The 1777-nt window shown below is 36.8% G+C and carries 2 protein-coding genes and 1 pseudogene; all 3 read left to right on the plus strand.

Annotation, left to right across the window (positions count from 1 at the left end):
• Nucleotides 1–115: 115 nt before the first annotated feature.
• A complete protein-coding gene (locus AC27HL_RS19450) occupies nucleotides 116–478 on the plus strand; it encodes a hypothetical protein (RefSeq protein WP_487082714.1) in 363 nt (120 codons plus the stop codon).
• 125 nt (nucleotides 479–603) lie between these two features.
• Nucleotides 604–963 (plus strand): hypothetical protein, encoded by a 360-nt coding sequence (locus AC27HL_RS19455; protein ID WP_487082715.1) that lies wholly within the window; start codon nucleotides 604–606, stop codon nucleotides 961–963.
• 575 nt (nucleotides 964–1538) lie between these two features.
• Nucleotides 1539–1682 (plus strand): annotated as a pseudogene (locus AC27HL_RS19460) (excalibur calcium-binding domain-containing protein); the annotation flags it as partial.
• Between the last annotated feature and the right edge of the window lie 95 nt (nucleotides 1683–1777).

The raw sequence follows: 1777 nt of genomic DNA on the forward strand, positions 1-1777 counted from the left end.
TAATATAACAAGCTGTTCAAGCGGGACAAATCGTAGTTGGCTGGTTCCGCTTCGCTTCACATTTTAGCCAACTACGATTTGCCCCTTAACAGGGCGTTATGTTGCTAGGGAAGCTATGTTCAAATTTATCGCATTAGTTATGTTTTCGCTATTTTCTTTTAATAGCAATGCATGCTTTCAGCCGCCGCCAGGGCTTACCGAATTACATGAGTCCCAAGCAAAATTCTATTTTATATCCGCAATTGTGTTAATGGTTATTTCTGTCGGCCTACGCCTTATCTCAAACCGCAATAGAATTTGGGCTCCACTATTATTTATAACAGCGTTTACATATTTTCCTGCTTATCTTTGGCATTGGGGGCAATTTTCAGGCTCTTGTGGTAGACCTGAAATTGTATTTGCTTTTCAAGTTTTTGCCGCAGGTATGCTTTTTTTAACTGTTTACGAAGCATTCAAGTTTTATAAACAAAAAAGCTAGGTAATATAGCAACATAACAAGCTGTTCAAGCGGGACTTCTAACAGTTGGCTGGTTTCGCTTCGCTCACAATTTTAGCCAACTATTATAAGCCCCTTAACAGGGCGTTATGCTGCAAGGAGGCACGGTGATAAAATTAATATTAGTTTCTATTTCAGGTCTTTTTTTGTTTAGCTCGTTTACCTTTGGCTCAGAAAATCCCTCTTTCCTTAATAATCGCTCTCAATTTGAAGAGAAATTAAACGAGCAGTCTAGAGCTAAAGCTAAAAAAAGCGAATTTTACTTAGCTTGGGATGTGTTCAAATCGACAGTTAATGAAAACTGTAACTTGATCAGTAAATTTGCACAGGGACATTCCAGAGTAGTTCGTGCTTTTTTCAAAAATGGCTCGTATTATATTTCAATCGAACCTGAAATTGATGACATATACGATCAATACGACAATTGTTCAAAAATAGATTCATCAATAAAGTTAATTACTCAGTAGTTGCAGCATAACAAGCTGTTCAAGCGGGACAAATTACAGTTGGCTGGTTCCGCTCCGCTACACATTTTAGCCAACTACAATTTGCCCCTTAACAGGGCGTTATATGCTTTAAAGAATTGCGTATTAGAGCAAGAGATTTTTATGTAGTGTTTTTTCGCTAAAACTGTTTAGTGTATGCACTAATAAACTTTGTTAATTAACCCTTTTTCAAAGGCAACAAAGTTATTAATTTAGTTCAGCCAGTTGTGCTAACGCTCAAAAGTTCACGGCTGGTTGTTTTATAACGGGTGCCTTTAAATTCGTGTAGTGTTTGTTTTAAATTACGCTGCATATAACAAGCAATTCAAGCGGGACTTTTTACAGTTTGCCTTGTTTCGCTGCGCTACACATTTTGGCAAACTATAAAAAGCCCCTTAATATGGGCGTTATAGGTTTCATAAGGATTGTGTATTTTGAAAGTTTTATTCTCAATTTTAATAGTGGCATTTTTGTGCATTCCCTCAAGTAGCTTTGCTAAAGATACTAAGAGTCACGCCACCAAAAAATACGCGGTGAATAAATCTAAAAAGCCGTTAAAATTTAAATGCGACGGCAGACAACATTGCTCTCAAATGAGAAGTTTCAAAGAAGCTAAATACTTTATTCAACATTGCCCAAATACGAAAATGGATGGTGATAATGACGGTATTCCATGCGAAGGTTACAAAAAGGATAGGTGAAAAAACCTATAACAAGTCGTTTAAAAGGACAAAAAACAGTTGGCTTTTGCTCCTTCGTCGCTAATTTTAGCCAACAATTTTTTGCCTCTTAACGA

This window comes from Colwellia aquaemaris (genome assembly GCF_057548755.1).

Excerpts from the sequence above, each read along its gene's own strand:
- AC27HL_RS19450 (WP_487082714.1), top strand. The coding sequence starts at position 116 with ATGTTCAAATTTATCGCATTAGTTATGTTTTCGCTATTTTCTTTTAAT.